This is a genomic window from Mesorhizobium sp. M7A.F.Ca.US.002.01.1.1 (genome assembly GCF_004022955.1).
GTDB classification, from domain to species: Bacteria; Pseudomonadota; Alphaproteobacteria; order Rhizobiales; family Rhizobiaceae; genus Mesorhizobium; species Mesorhizobium ciceri.
The window spans coordinates 1-13,204 of sequence record NZ_RZQE01000128.1 but is presented as its reverse complement, the minus strand read 5'-3'; the positions used below and the strand labels follow the sequence as shown (position 1 = coordinate 13,204).

The 13,204-nt window shown below is 62.4% G+C and carries 14 protein-coding genes; 7 read left to right on the top strand and 7 right to left on the bottom strand.

Annotated features, from left to right (window positions below; translation table 11 throughout):
• The 3 genes from EN932_RS15185 to EN932_RS15175 form a co-directional block, all read left to right on the top strand.
• The coding region (locus EN932_RS15185; protein ID WP_128368898.1) for a vitamin B12-dependent ribonucleotide reductase at nt 1-2,653 on the top strand (2,653 nt) is incomplete at its 5' end.
• Between the two features lie 6 nt (nt 2,654-2,659).
• A complete protein-coding gene (locus EN932_RS15180; RefSeq protein WP_013532021.1) occupies nt 2,660-2,860 on the top strand; it encodes a type II toxin-antitoxin system HicA family toxin in 201 nt (66 codons plus the stop codon).
• Between the two features lie 4 nt (nt 2,861-2,864).
• Nucleotides 2,865-3,071, top strand: coding sequence for a type II toxin-antitoxin system HicB family antitoxin (locus tag EN932_RS15175; RefSeq protein ID WP_024504399.1), 207 nt, complete (start codon nt 2,865-2,867; stop codon nt 3,069-3,071).
• A 44-nt stretch (nt 3,072-3,115) separates the two neighbouring features.
• Here the strand turns inward: EN932_RS15175 and EN932_RS15170 are convergent, their stop codons facing one another.
• From EN932_RS15170 to EN932_RS15140, 7 genes are all read right to left on the bottom strand, one after another.
• Nucleotides 3,116-3,343, bottom strand: a complete 228-nt coding sequence (locus EN932_RS15170; protein WP_244506949.1) for a hypothetical protein — start codon at nt 3,341-3,343, stop codon at nt 3,116-3,118.
• Between the two features lie 70 nt (nt 3,344-3,413).
• Nucleotides 3,414-4,244 (bottom strand): S-formylglutathione hydrolase, encoded by an 831-nt coding sequence (fghA, locus tag EN932_RS15165; protein WP_127368226.1) that lies wholly within the window; start codon nt 4,242-4,244, stop codon nt 3,414-3,416.
• Between the two features lie 100 nt (nt 4,245-4,344).
• Nucleotides 4,345-5,154 (bottom strand): formylmethanofuran dehydrogenase subunit C, encoded by an 810-nt coding sequence (locus EN932_RS15160; RefSeq protein WP_128368897.1) that lies wholly within the window; start codon nt 5,152-5,154, stop codon nt 4,345-4,347.
• Nucleotides 5,151-6,059: a formylmethanofuran--tetrahydromethanopterin N-formyltransferase gene (gene fhcD, locus EN932_RS15155; protein ID WP_127368227.1), complete on the bottom strand. Its 909-nt coding sequence runs from the start codon at nt 6,057-6,059 to the stop codon at nt 5,151-5,153. Before fhcD ends, EN932_RS15160 begins: the two co-directional genes overlap by 4 nt.
• A complete protein-coding gene (locus EN932_RS15150) occupies nt 6,047-7,678 on the bottom strand; it encodes a formylmethanofuran dehydrogenase subunit A (protein WP_128368896.1) in 1,632 nt (543 codons plus the stop codon). The genes fhcD and EN932_RS15150 overlap by 13 nt, the downstream gene beginning before the upstream one ends.
• Nucleotides 7,672-8,493 (bottom strand): tungsten formylmethanofuran dehydrogenase, encoded by an 822-nt coding sequence (locus tag EN932_RS15145; RefSeq protein WP_245483288.1) that lies wholly within the window; start codon nt 8,491-8,493, stop codon nt 7,672-7,674. Before EN932_RS15145 ends, EN932_RS15150 begins: the two co-directional genes overlap by 7 nt.
• A gap of 384 nt (nt 8,494-8,877) precedes the next feature.
• Nucleotides 8,878-9,258, bottom strand: a complete 381-nt coding sequence (locus EN932_RS15140; RefSeq protein WP_013532029.1) for a 4a-hydroxytetrahydrobiopterin dehydratase — start codon at nt 9,256-9,258, stop codon at nt 8,878-8,880.
• Nucleotides 9,259-9,411: 153 nt separating this feature from the next.
• Here EN932_RS15140 and EN932_RS15135 point away from each other — a divergent pair, with 153 nt between their 5' ends.
• The 4 genes from EN932_RS15135 to mch all read left to right on the top strand — a co-directional run.
• Nucleotides 9,412-10,383, top strand: coding sequence for a beta-ribofuranosylaminobenzene 5'-phosphate synthase family protein (locus EN932_RS15135; RefSeq protein ID WP_024504393.1), 972 nt, complete (start codon nt 9,412-9,414; stop codon nt 10,381-10,383).
• A 29-nt stretch (nt 10,384-10,412) separates the two neighbouring features.
• Nucleotides 10,413-11,306, top strand: coding sequence for an NAD(P)-dependent methylenetetrahydromethanopterin dehydrogenase (locus EN932_RS15130; RefSeq protein ID WP_013532031.1), 894 nt, complete (start codon nt 10,413-10,415; stop codon nt 11,304-11,306).
• Nucleotides 11,307-11,319: 13 nt separating this feature from the next.
• Nucleotides 11,320-12,414 (top strand): ATP-grasp domain-containing protein, encoded by a 1,095-nt coding sequence (locus EN932_RS15125; RefSeq protein WP_127388255.1) that lies wholly within the window; start codon nt 11,320-11,322, stop codon nt 12,412-12,414.
• Nucleotides 12,411-13,204: methenyltetrahydromethanopterin cyclohydrolase (gene mch, locus EN932_RS15120; protein WP_128368895.1), on the top strand; the 794-nt coding region annotated here is incomplete at its 3' end. The genes EN932_RS15125 and mch, both read left to right, overlap by 4 nt.

Sequence of the window (13,204 nt, the reverse complement as noted above, 5' to 3'; positions counted from 1 at the left end):
GTTCAAGACCTACGACACAGACTGGGATTCGGACGCCTACCTCACGGTTTCGGGCCAGAATTCCAACAATTCGGTGTCGCTGAAGGACAATTTCCTGCGTGCCGTCGAGGACGATGCCGACTGGCACCTGACCGCCCGCAAGGACGGCAAGGTGCTGAAGACGCTGAAGGCCAGGGATCTCTGGGAAAAGATCGGTTACGCCGCCTGGGCGTCCGCGGATCCCGGCCTGCATTTCAACACGACGATGAACGACTGGCACACCTGCGCTTCCGCCGGTGCGATCCGGGCGTCCAACCCGTGCTCCGAATACATGTTCCTCGACGACACGGCCTGCAATCTCGCCTCGATCAATCTGCTGCCCTACCGCAACGCCGACGGCACGATCGACATCGCAGCCTACGAGCACACGGTGCGGCTGTGGACCATCGTGCTCGAAATCTCCGTCATGATGGCGCAGTTCCCGTCGAAGGAGATCGCCAAGCAGTCCTACGAATACCGCACGCTCGGCCTCGGCTATGCCAATATCGGCGGCCTGCTGATGACGTCGGGCATTCCCTACGACTCCGATGAAGGCCGCGCGATCTGCGCCGCACTCACCGCGATCATGACCGGCATGGCCTATGCCACCTCGGCCGAGATGGCCGGCGAACTCGGCGCCTTCGCCGACTACGACCGCAATGCCCAGAACATGCTGCGCGTCATGCGCAACCATCGCCGTGCCGCCTATGGCGAGAAGCAGGGCTACGAAAAGCTCGCCGTCAACCCGGTGCCGCTCGTCGCTTCCGACCTGAAGCAGCAGGACCTTGCAACCCACGCCAAGGCCGCCTGGGACCGCGCCATCGAGCTCGGCGAGGAGCATGGCTACCGCAACGCGCAGGCGACCGTCATCGCGCCGACCGGCACGATCGGCCTGGTCATGGATTGCGACACCACCGGCATCGAGCCCGACTTCGCGCTGGTGAAGTTCAAGAAGCTGGCCGGCGGCGGCTATTTCAAGATCATCAACCGCGCCGTGCCGGAAGCGCTGCGCACGCTCGGCTATTCCGAAGCCCAGATCGCCGAAATGGAGGCCTATGCGGTCGGCCACGGCAACCTCAACCAGGCGCCGGCCATCAATCCCGGCGCGCTCAAGGCCAAGGGCTTCACCGACGACAAGATCGCGGCGCTCAACGCAGCCTTGAAGTCGGCCTTCGACATCAAGTTCGTCTTCAACCAGTGGACGCTCGGCGCCGACTGGGTGAAGGAGACGTTCGGCTTCACCGACGAGCAGCTCAACGACTTCTCGTTCGAGATGCTGCCGGCGCTCGGCTTCTCCCGCAAGGACATCGAGGCCGCCAACATCCATGTCTGCGGTGCCATGACACTGGAAGGCGCGCCGTTCCTCAAGGCCGAACACCTCGCCGTGTTCGACTGCGCCAGCCCGTGCGGCAAGATCGGCAAGCGCTCGCTTTCGATCAACAGCCACATCCAGATGATGGCGGCGGCACAGCCCTTCATTTCCGGCGCCATCTCGAAGACCATCAACATGCCCAACGATGCGACGGTGGAAGATGCCAAGGGCGCCTACATGCTGTCGTGGAAGCTGGCGCTGAAGGCCAACGCGCTCTACCGCGACGGCTCGAAACTGTCGCAGCCGCTCAACTCCTCGCTGCTCGCCGATGGCGAGGACGATGAGGATGAAGCCGTCGAGCAGCTGCTCGCCGCACCTGCGGCAGCGCGTGCCGCACAGATCACCGAGCGGATCGTCGAGCGCATCATCGAGCGCGTGTCGCGCGAGCAGGAAAAGCTGCCCGGCCGCCGCAAGGGTTACACGCAGAAAGCCAAGATCGGTGGCAACACCATCTTCCTGCGCACCGGCGAATATGACGATGGCCGTCTCGGCGAGATCTTCATCGACATGAACAAGGAAGGCGCGACTTTGCGTGGCCTTCTCAACAACTTCGCCATCGCCATTTCGTTGGGCCTGCAATATGGCGTGCCGCTCGACGAATATGTGCACGCCTTCACCTTCACCAAGTTCGAGCCGGCCGGCATGGTGCAGGGCAATGACGCCATCAAGAGCGCGACGTCGATCCTCGACTACGTGTTCCGCGAGCTGGCGATCTCCTACCTCGGCCGCAACGATCTCGCTCATGTCGACCAGTCGGACTTTTCCAACACCGCACTTGGCCGTGGCATCAGCGAAGGCAAGACCGATGCGGTCTCCAAGGGCCTGACCCGTGGCGCCTCGCCGGTGAAGCTGGTGTCGCGCGTCAGCGGCAACGATCCGAAAGGCTTTGCGGCCCCATCGGGCGCCCCTGCCCGCTCGGCACCGACCGCCTTCTCCGGCTCCAACGTGCTGGCGCTGAAACCCGCCAGCGACGAAGCGGTCGCCTACAAGCGCGACTATGAGGAGCGGGCGAAGGAACTGGCCGAGGACATCGCCTTCGAGGAAGCGGCGGGTGCTGCCTCCGATGCCACGGCGGGATTGTTCACCGACGCGGCGGCCGTCGAGGCGGCCGAAGCAAAAAAACTCGCCAACGACCGCCGCGCCAAATCGCTGCTCCAGGGCTACACCGGCAATTCCTGCTCCGAGTGCCAGAATTTCACGATGGTGCGGAACGGGACCTGTGAGAAGTGCGATACGTGTGGCTCGACGAGCGGGTGCAGCTGAGATCTAGTGCCACCTCGGCTTACAGTTCGCGAGATCATTCGCCTGCTGGAGGCCGATGGCTGGTATCTGGTTGCAACCAAGGGCAGCCATCGCCAATATAAGCATGAAGTCAAAGCCGGCCGCGTCACCGTGGCTGGCAAGCCGTCTGAAGAGGTTGCGCCAGGAACACTGAACAGCATCCTCAAGCAGTCAGGTTTGAAGGAGTGATGACATGCGTTACGCGGTGGTGATTGAAAAAGCAGGAAATAATTTTTCTGCCTATGTGCCGGACCTACCCGGCTGCATCGCGACAGGTGCCACTGTGCCTGAAGTGGAAACCGAGATTCGCGATGCAATACGCTTTCACATCGAAGGTTTGCGAGCCGATGGGCTGGATGTGCCCAAGGGTGTCAGCCTCGCGGAATACGTAGAGGCATAGAGGCAGGCCTCCACTCGATCCGGATCAGGCTCTGGTCCGGGCGTCTAACTCGCCGGCAACACCCTTAGCGTCTGCTTGTCAAACAGCGGCTCGTCCTGGCCGATGCGGACGAACAGCAGCTTCCGACCCTCGCCCAAGGGCACTTCGAAATACTGGATGCCATCAGGCATTTCGCCCCAGCAGCCGCAGGGTGGGTCGGGAACCTCATCGGGGCTGGCCAGTGCTTTCAGTATTTTCGCGATCCAGGGATGTGTAGCGTTTGACGGCGGCAAGCGCGGCGCTCTCGGTGTAAGGCGTCGCAATAACTTGTTTGCATCTGGCCATGCCTTCGGCCTGCCCAGATCAAAGCCTCTCAGCATGCCATCTCAGATGATCGTCCATGAAGCTGGAGATGAAAAGATACGAGTGATCGTATCCATCCTGCATCCGCAGCTTTAGCGGAATACCTGCTGTGGCGCAGGCCGCCTCAAGCAGCCAAGGCCTCAGCCCGTCGTCAAGAAATCCATCCGACGTTCCCTGATCCACCAAAAATTCGGGGAAACGGTATCCGTCGTCGATGAGCGACGTCGCGTCGCAAGTTCGCCATGAGGCCTCATCCTTGCCGAGATACTTTTCAAAGGCCGGTTTCGACCAGCCGGCGGTGCTTGGCTGGGCGATCGGGGCGAACGCCGAGCAGCTCTTGAACCGCTGCGGATTCTTCAAGGCAATCGTCAGCGCGCCATGCCCGCCCATCGAATGGCCAAAGATTGCCTGGCGTGCCATATCGGCTGGAAATTCAGCCGCGATGAGGGCCGGCAACTCCTCGGCGACATAGGAATACATACGATAGTTCTTCGCATAAGGCTCTTGCGTCGCATCGAGATAGAAGCCGGCGCCGGAGCCGAACTGCCAGTTGTCTTTTTCATCCGGAATGTCGGCCCCGCGCGGGCTGGTGTCGGGACAAACGACGATCAGGCCGAGCTCGGCCGCCATGCGCCTGTACTCGCCCTTGTCCATTACATTGGCGTGGGTACACGTCAGGCCTGAGAGATACCACACAACGGGACAAGGCGCCTCCCGCGCCTGCGGAGGTATGAAAACGGCAAAAGTCATGTCGCAACGGCAACTCGTCGACAAATGGGAATAGACGCCCTGCACGCCGCCATGGGCTTTCGCTTGAGAGATGATTTTCATGTGTTCTCCACGTTGCAGGTCGAATGACGGTCGGCCCCACCACTACCCCAGCGGCAAGCACTTGCGTCCTGCCATCGTATGGTTCCTGTGTCGACGGATCTCAGCGCGGAAAAAGAACCTCGCCCATTCCAAGCACTGCGTTATCCCCGCCATATTTGCGCGGTGCGCTCCCCAGAAGCGGCCGTTTCAAAATGCCCTCGGCAATCAGATAACGATCGATGATGGCGGCGAAGACGCTTTCGGGTGCGCCGCATTCGACGAAGCTCGGCGACATGCGTGCCGGCGCGCGATCGAGAAGGATCGAACCGCGACGCATCAGATAGCCGGGCATCTCACCGGTGCCACCGGCCACCACCAGGGTGCCGGCGATCATACGGCTGCCTGCATGGTCGCCGGAGCCTTTCAGCACCGCGATCAGGCCGCGCCGCATGCGGTCCGCGGCGAAGGCGCCCGCTTTGCCCCTGACAATCAAAACACCGCCGTTCATGCCGGCCAGTTCCCCGACGAGCGGCGCACCGAGGTGGTCGCCGGCATTGCCCGTTATCTCAAGCCTGCCGCCGCGCATGCCGGAGCCGGCGTGTGGACCCGCATTGCCTTCGATCGTGAGCTTGCCACCGCGCATGGCGCGCCCGGCCTGGGCGCCGGCATTGCCAACGAGGCGAACCGACCCACCCCGCATGCCTTGCGCCACAAGGTCGAGGCGCGTGCATCCGCCCTCGAACACGATGTTTGTCGGATCGCTGCCGGCGACGCGAAAAATGTCGCCCACCTTCGAGCCGTGCTTCGTCATGCCGATCTGGATTCTTTCAACGTCGCGCCTGTCGATCCCGGCCAGCCGCTCCGGCGTCAGCGGCGACAGGTCAAGGCGCTCCGGCGGCTCGGCAACCAGGGTGAAGGTCAGCGCCTTCATGGCAGCATATCCTTCAGCGAGTAGATGAATTTTCCGAGCTTGCCGCCGTAATTGCCGGCGCTGATCCGAACCGCGCCTCTTTTCGGGCCGAGCTCTATGACAGCCTTGATGCCGGCCTTCATCGCGGCGGCAACTGCATCATTGGTCTCACCATCGATGACGATTTCCAGGACAGCGTTGATGTCGGGACCGAGTTCACTCGCGACGACGCCGCGCAGTGTCGGCGCGTAGGCTTCGTTGGCCGAGGCGATCATGCCTTTGTATTTGCCACCAATCTTGGAACCCGAACGGGCAATGCCGCCCGGAAACGGCACGATGGCGCCAGGCACCATGCCGATCGCAGCGACCGCGGCCTCGGCAGCGGCCAAAGCGCTGGCGCTGCTTTGCGCCATGACAAAGAAATTGCCGCCACCGACAGCTTCCTTCGTCAGTCCGGTCGTTGCTTCGCACAGGAACTCGCCATCCATGACGGGAATACGCCAGAAATGCCTGTCGCCGATCTTCTTGGAGATCTGCCAGCCGTCGCCGAAATAACGCAGTGCCGAACCGAGCTTGAGCTCGGCGCTGCCCTGCAGCCCGGCAAAGCAGGCGGAACCCGGCGAGGTCAAAACGCACTGGCCGACACGATTGAGCAGTTGTTTCTGCAATTCGTCCGTTCCCATCGCGAAAATCATGACGCGGCAGCCCGGCCGGCCATCCGGTGTGGCCGATGGCGGCAGGTCGAGATCGATTGCCGCTTCGCAGCCGCAACCGATCACCGAGGTGGCGAAGCCGGTCATTGTGATCGCCGCCTGGCGAGCCCATTTCCGGCTCGGCGCGGTGATGACGATGGCGGTTGCGCGCATGCCGAAGGCTTCCGCGAAGGTATCGTCGATCGTTACGCCATTGATGCTCATGTTCGGCATGGCACCTCGCCGAATGGCTGTTCGCGCGCAATCGCGGAATCCGGGAAATTAAACCAGTCCAGCGACAGGCCGTAGCGCTGCTGGTGATAGTCCTCGAGCCGTCGCACCATTGCCTTGTCGACAGGCGGCTTGAGCCTCAATGCCTTGCCCCAGCGGTAATGGATGATTTCCCCGTCTTGCACGACGAGATCGCCATCCTTGAAAACATACGCCGCCTGTCCGAGCATTTTCGCGATACTGCGGTCCCTGCGATAGACAGCGACGTCGGCTGTTGCGCCGGCGCCGAGATGGCCTCGATCCGTCAAGCCGAGCAGCTTGGCTGGCGCCGCGCGCGTCATGATGGCGATTTCCTCGAACGTGTATTCGCGGTCGATTGCGGCCAGGGTAGAGAGCGCCAGGGCGGATAGGGAAAGTCCGGCGGCCATTTCGGTGCGCGCTTCCCGGCTCATCAGCAGTTCGAACAGCGCCGGATAGGCGGTAAAAGGTGCACCGTTGGGATGATCGGTGGTGAAGAACACACGCCAGGGATCGTCGATCAGGAGAAAAAGCTCGAGCCCGATCGCCCACTGCATCGTGCCGTAGAAGTCCTTGCCATAGCTGTAGGGCACGATGCCGCCGCCATTGCCGTCACCGTCATGAATGACGGTCTTTTTCGGATGCGCGCTGCCGCGCGCCGAAAATTGCCGCATGACGTCGGAGGAGACCGTGACCGTCTGGCCGAACATCACCTGGCCGATATCGATGGTGACTTCCGGCGTCGCGTTGACCAGTTCGGCAAGCCGTGCGGCGGCAGAGGAAAACCCGCGTTTTCCTTCCGTGCCATAGCCATAGAACTGGAGGTGGGCGAGATGCAGCGGCAGTCCATCCGCCGCTGCAATCGTCGCAGCCGCCGTATCCGCCGATCCGGGGCTGCCCAGATTGTTGCAATGGACATGCAAGGGATGCGGCAAGCCAAGATTGTCGACGGCGGCCTGCAGCGTCTTGACGATCTTGCGCGAACTGACGCCATAGGAAGGCACGACATCATCCAGCGAGAAGGTGCGGACGTTCTCCTTGAAGGCGGCCGCCGCACCGGCGTTGATCACCTTGACCCCAAGCGCTCGCGTCGAAGCGACCGTCCAGGCGACATAGTCCTCGATCATCGTCCGGGGGGCGTCGTCGCGGATCATCGACAACAGGAAATCGTCATTGCCGAGAATGGCAAGGGTCGCTTTGTCGATGATCGGGATGTCGGCCAGTTCGAGATGCGTGTGCAGCGCCGCTCCCGGCGACATCGCCGGCTCGACGACCGTCGTAAAGCCCATCTTTGCGTAGAGGCAGCCGGTCTGGAAGGTCGACCAGCCGGCATTGGAGAGCGGCGTCATTGCTGGCCGCAGCTGATGGGCGGCATGCTGTTCGGGCAAGAGCAGCCGCGCGGTGTTCACATTGCCGCCACCGATGTGGGAGTGGATGTCGATGGCGCCAGCCATCACGATGCAGCCGCTGGCTTCGATGGTCCGGTCGGCCGCCCCTCCCGCCGGCGCCGGAACGATCTTGTCGTCCTTGATCCAGAGGTCGCCCTTGTCGAGACGGCGGTTGACGGGATGGATGATGTCGCCGCCGGCGATTTTCGTCAGCATGGCAGTGCCTCGGCGAAAGCGTGGGTAGCGATCAGGCGGATGATCGTCGCGGCGGAGGGCAATTGCGAGGCCGCTTGCGCATCGATCGACCTGAGCGAGCCCGTGCGGCTGGAGTAGACAACCGCATCGTGATCGACTCCAGCCTCGCCGATGGCCATGGTGACTGCGGCGCCGGCAACCGGCTTTTCCGTTTTCGTCAGCACAATCAGCGCCATGCGTGCCCTTTTTTTCTGTAGTTGAGCCGTTGCGGCGGAGATCCGCAGGTGCAGGTCAGCTTCGCCGGCAGCGATCATGCGCTCCACATCGCAGCGCCAGGGATCGAATTCAGGGAGGCCGCGCGCAAAGCCGGTGCGCAGCGGAAAACCTGTCATCCAGGCCGAGGCGAGCGCGCTTCCCCACCCGTTTTCGCTCGCCGGCAGATAAAGGCCGGATGCGCGCGATTTGCGATTGAGATCGGCGATCAGTCCTTGCAGCATCTCCAATGCCAAGCCTTCGGCGGCGTGGCCTGAAAACAGGAACACGGGAAAATGCGCGGCCGCCAGAGTTTTGGCAAAATCATTGAAATTCGACACCGGTTGCGATGTACGCCGCCCTTTGTACTGTGCCCTCAGTGCCGCCAGCGTGGCGGCGAGGCTAGCTTGGCCACAGGAAAGTTGCGTTGCCTTGCGTCCGCCGTTCAGCGGCGGCACAGACATCCCGTTTGGGCCTACCACGAAAAACGCGCGCTGGTTGCCGGTCGAGAGGTCGGGAACCGTCCCGGCAAGTTCGCCGACAAGACCATGATGGATCCGCGGGAGCTCGCCCACGATCACCACGACATCGGCACGCCGGCGCGTCTCTCCGGGGGCGACGGTCATTGCCCCCTTGTCGGTAAAAAGCGCGGTCTCTCGGGCAAGTGCCGCACCATCGGCATGGTCGTATGCCGCGCCAGCCCGCTCAGCCAGCGCGATCGCCGCCCTCGTGCCATCTATATCCGTATCAAAGCTGAAAACCGGGCACCGACTTGACGACAATAGCGACGCGGCATGCGCAGCCGCGTGCTCAATCAGCGCTTCCCGGTTGCCGATCCAAGCAACCGCCATTCGCTAAACTACTTTCTGGTGCCGGCTCGATCCTAGACGAAACTGGATTGGCCGTGAACCCCACCCTGCAGCGGATCAGCGAATGTTTTCATACGCGTCAACAAATTCCGACCCTGCTTAGTCATATTTGACGTAAGCGAAGCGTTGGTCGGTCAGTGGAGTGCCCTCCAGTGCCCCGCCTTCCTTGGCCGGCTGCCACTGGACAACATCCTCGATCTTTTTCGCCAACTCGAAATCCTTGTCGGTAATGCCTTTCGCCGCGTGATTCGTCAGGCGCACCTCGACCCAGGCATAGGAGGCGGTGATATCAGGATGGTGCCACGCCGCCTCGGCGAGATGACCAACCGTGTTGATGACCATGAGCGTCGATTTCCAGCTGTGGGTCTTGTATTTGCGCCGGATCCAGCCGTTTTCATAACGCCATTTCGGCAGCTCCTTCTCAAGCCGGTCGGCGATCTCGGCTTCCGAATAGACCTTTTCCTTGACTGTCTCGTTCATCTCGACCTCCGCGAATTGCTCGGTCTGTCACACGCCGGAGCCGGCAAACACGTATGCGTTCTCTTTGGCTTGCCCCATCGACGAAAACAGTTATCATGGTACCGGGCACCTAAACTTCCATGATGCATCCATGATGCACCCATCGGGGGGCAGATGTCGAATTCTGTTACCATACGAGTGCCCGCTCGCCTGCACCTTGGCTTCCTTGATCTCAATGGCGATGCTGGACGGCGGTTCGGCAGCGTCGGGCTTCCATTGAGCGAACCCGAAACCGTCGTCACCCTGTCGCGGTCCAGCGAGACCATCGTCGAAGGCTCCGAGAGCACCCGCGCCAGCGAGCATCTGTCGACGCTCTGCAAGCATCTCGGCATTCGCGGCCAGCACCATCTGGTGGTCGAGCAGTCGATCCCCAGTCATGCGGGTCTGGGCTCCGGCACGCAGATCGCCCTTGCCGTCGCCTCGGCGTTGCGCACGCTCCACAATCTGCCTCTGGACATCGCCGGCGACGCTAACCTGCTCGAGCGGGGCGGCCGATCCGGCATCGGCATCGCAAGTTTCGAAGACGGCGGCGTCATAGTCGACGCCGGCAAGAACGACCGCGGCGGAACGCCTCCGGTCGTCGCGCGGCTGCCGTTTCCGGAAGAGTGGCGCGTCCTCCTCATCCTCGACCATTCCGGGCATGGACTGCATGGAGCAGCCGAGGTTGCGGCGTTTCGCTCGCTGCCGCCATTCCCAACGGCAGGCAGTGGGGAGATCTGCCGGAGGGTGCTGATGGGCATAATGCCGGCTTTGGTCGAGCGGGACCTTCCGGCATTCGGCGCCGCCGTCACCGCGATACAGATGCTGATCGGCAGCCATTTCGCCCCGGCCCAGGGCGGCGTGTTCACCTCGAAGCGGGTCGAGATGGTGGCCCACTGTCTCAATGAAGCAGGCGCCGTCGGCATCGGCCAGAGTTCCTGGGGGCCGACAGGCTTTGCCTTCGCGCCATCGCAGGACGCCGCACTCAAGTTCGTCGACGCGGTTCGGAAGACGACAGTTGAGGGCGGCCTTGAGGTCAAGATCGTCAAGGGCAGGAACTCCGGCGCGAAGATCAGTTCAACCAGGCTGGATCTCGTCGGCAGCTGACGCTTCAGTTTCAGGCAGAAAGGCAAGAAATGGCCCGCAAACACATCCTGCACATGCTGACACCGTTGAAGCAGATGAGCCCCTTCGACGTGAACATGGCGCTCGACGCAGGTTTCGACGCCGTCGTCCCCTATGTCGATGTGGGCCTGGCCGAAGTGACAGGACTGGTCCAGGACGCGATCTTTTCACGCCCGCCGGATGCGGGTGTCGACACCGGCATCTTCATCGCCGGGAAGGATGCCTCGTTGGCGCTCGACATGTTCGACGCCGCGAAGAAGGCGATGGTGCCGCCTTTCCAGGTTTCGGTATTTGCCGATCCAGCCGGCTCGTTCACCACAGCCGCGGCGATGGTGGCCAAGGTCGAAAAGGCGCTGGAGAAGAAATTCCAGCGTGCGCTCAGGGATACGAGGGTGGCTGTTTTCGGCGCCACCGGAGTCGTCGGCTTCTGCACCGCCGTCATCGCGGCAGGGGAAGGTGCCCGGGTCACACTTGTCGGCCATGACGGCATCGAACGGGTCAAGCAGATCGCGGCCGAGATCGAAAGCAGGTTCCACCTCACCGTCGATGCGGCTGACGGATCGAGCGACGCCCGCAAGACAAAGCTGGTCGAAGCCAACGAAATTATCCTGGCTTGCGCCAAAGCTGGCGTCCAGGTGGTCTCCAAAGCCCAATTGAAAGGCAATGACCTGCTTATTGCGGCCGACGTCAATGCCGTTCCCCCGGCCGGCATCGAAGGATTGGCCGTCAATGCCAATGGTGATCCACTCGATGCGGCAAAAGCTGTCGGCATTGGTCCGCTTGCCATCGGCAATGTCAAATATAAGGTCGAATTCGGTCTCTTCAAAAGAATGATCGAATCCGAAAAGACGATCACGCTCGGTTTTCAGGAAGCGTTTTCCCTTGCACGCGAGATTGCCAAGTAACGCCGGATCTCTTTTGATCGCGGCAATTTCAGGCCGGGCGCTGGCCGCCGCCGCGCGTCGCGCCGGCTATCGTCCGCTGGTCGCCGATTTCTTTTGCGATACGGACACCGTCGCGCTCGCAGAACGCGCGACAATGCTGCCAGGCGACCTGCAAGGAGGCATCGACGGCGAGCGCATCATCGACACGCTTCGGCGATTGGCTGGCGACGACCTGCCGGCCGCCATTGTCCTGGGCTCAGGGTTTGAGCGGATGCCTGAGACCGTGGACAAAATCGCGCGACACTTTCGGCTCGCCGGCAATGGCGGCGCCGCGATCCGCAGGATCAAGGATCCGCAGTTGCTGGCCGATGATTGTGCCGAACTCGGCATCCCGCATCCGCAACTGCGATGGGACCAGCCGCCTGACCCGGAGAACTGGGTGGTCAAGACCGCGGGCGGCGCCGGCGGCGGACACGTCAGACGAGCAGCCGGAGAAAGCCCGACCGCCGGCCGCTACTTCCAGCGCTTCGTTGCCGGTCGCAGCATCTCGGCCCTGTTCGTCGGCAATGGTCAAACCGCGCACCTCGTGGGTTTCAGCCACCAATGGACGTCTCCCGCCCCCACAGCGCCCTATCGCTACGGCGGCGCCGTACGGTTGAGACGCTTCGATCGCAGACAGGCGGCGGTCATCGGCGGCTGGCTCTCAAGTCTGACGCGGCGCGCCGGCCTGCTTGGATTGTGCAGCGCCGATCTGATCCGCGGACCGGATGGCTACACGTTCATCGAGATCAATCCGAGGCCGGGCGCCACCCTCGACATTTTCGACGATGTTGACGCGCCATTGATCGAAGCGCATCTGCGCGCCGCGACGGGTCAGGTCTTCCGCTTGCCGCGCTTCGTCGATTCGATGGCGTCGATGGTGACCTACGCCGCGACGCCAATCACTCACTTTCCGTCGATTGCCTGGCCTGAATGGACAGCGGACCAACAGTCGGCTGGCACCCGTCTGATTGCCGGCGACCCTGTCTGCACGGTCTTCGCGCGCGGTCCGAGCGCCCAATCGACCAAGCGGCTCATCAAGGGACAAGCCAGCCAATTGCAACTCCAATGGGAAGGAGACCGGACATGAAAGACGGTTCGGCATTCCTGAACGACAATGCACAGCGCATCGTTGACGGCATGATCGGCGACGCCGAACGCCTGCGTATCGTCGTTTCCAAGGGACCATTGGGCGAGCGCCTGATCGATGCCGGCGCCAAGACCGTCGGCAGCGTCGAGGCCGGGATGCGCATGGCTGAGGCTGCGATGGGCGGTCTCGGCAGCGTTTCGGTATTCATGGATCGCGCGTCACAGCAATGGCCGTTCACCGTCGAAGCGCGATCTTCGCAGCCGGTGCTGGCCTGCCTGGGCAGCCAGTATGCGGGCTGGAACCTGTCTGGCCAGGACTATTTCGCGATGGGATCTGGGCCTGCGCGGGCCCTCGCCCGGGTCGAACCGCTGTTCGAAACACTTTCCTATCATGACATCGCATCGTCCGCGGTGCTTATCCTTGAGACGGCCGAACCGCCTCCCCGCGCGACCGTTGAGAAAGTGAGCAAGGCAACTGGACTGGCGACGGAAAAGCTCACCTTCCTCTACGCGCCGACACAAAGCCTTGCCGGCGGCGTGCAGATCGTGGCGCGCGCGCTCGAGGTTGCCCTGCACAAGATCAACGATCTCAAATTCCCGCTGGAAAACGTTGTCGACGGCATCGGAACGGCGCCGATCCCCGCCCCCCATCCGGATTTCCTGACCGCTATGGGCCGAACCAACGATGCCATCATCTATGGCGGCAGCGTCCAGCTCTTCGTCAAAGGATCGGCGAAGGAGGCTGGCAAACTCGCGGAAAAATTTCCCAGCAGCGCCTCACGGGACTACGG